This window comes from Mesotoga sp. HF07.pep.5.2.highcov (genome assembly GCF_003666285.1).
GTDB lineage: Bacteria > Thermotogota > Thermotogae > Petrotogales > Kosmotogaceae > Mesotoga > Mesotoga prima.
In genome coordinates this window covers 1-589 of record NZ_JFHJ01000475.1, presented here as the reverse complement: position 1 = coordinate 589, position 589 = coordinate 1, and the positions used below count along the sequence as shown (strand labels likewise).

The window sequence follows — 589 nt, the reverse complement described above, 5'->3', positions numbered from 1 at the left end:
TCGGCCCTCGACTTCAAGACTGACGCAGCGCTGAGGAGAAAGCTCAAAAGGGAAACGGGGGACAGCACGATGATAATTGTTGGCCAGAGAATTGCAACGATAAAGAACGCCGACCAGATACTCGTTCTTGACGAGGGCAACCTTGTTGGAATCGGCAAACACCACGAACTGATGAAAAGCTGTCAGATTTACAGAGAAATTGCGCAATCACAGCTTTCAGAGGCGGAACTAGCATGAGCAAGGATAGTAGAGAACACGGAAGAGGCCATCTAGGTCGTCAGGGCGGTCCAGTGGGGCCCGGCATGATGCGAGGAGGAGAGAAGGCCAAAGATCTTCGAGGGACACTGAAGAAACTCGTTCAATATCTTAGAAAGTACCAGGTTTTGATAATCGTAGTGCTCTGTTTTGCAGCGGCCGGTGCTCTCTTCTCCATAATGGGGCCGAAGATACTCGGGACGGTGACGACTGAAGTATTCGAGGGAATCATGGCCAAAATCACCGGGACCGGCGAAGGAATAAACTTTGAGTCGATCGCCAGAACAATGTTTATTCTTCTCGGACTGTACGTGCTCAGCGCCCTGTTTATGTA

At 50.4% G+C, this 589-nt stretch carries 2 pseudogenes; both read left to right on the top strand.

Features of this window, described 5'->3' with window-relative positions:
• A pseudogene (locus BG32_RS09945) lies at window positions 1-237 on the top strand (ABC transporter ATP-binding protein/permease); the annotation flags it as partial.
• Window positions 234-589: pseudogene (locus tag BG32_RS09940) on the top strand (ABC transporter ATP-binding protein); the annotation flags it as partial. The pseudogenes BG32_RS09945 and BG32_RS09940, both read left to right, overlap by 4 nt.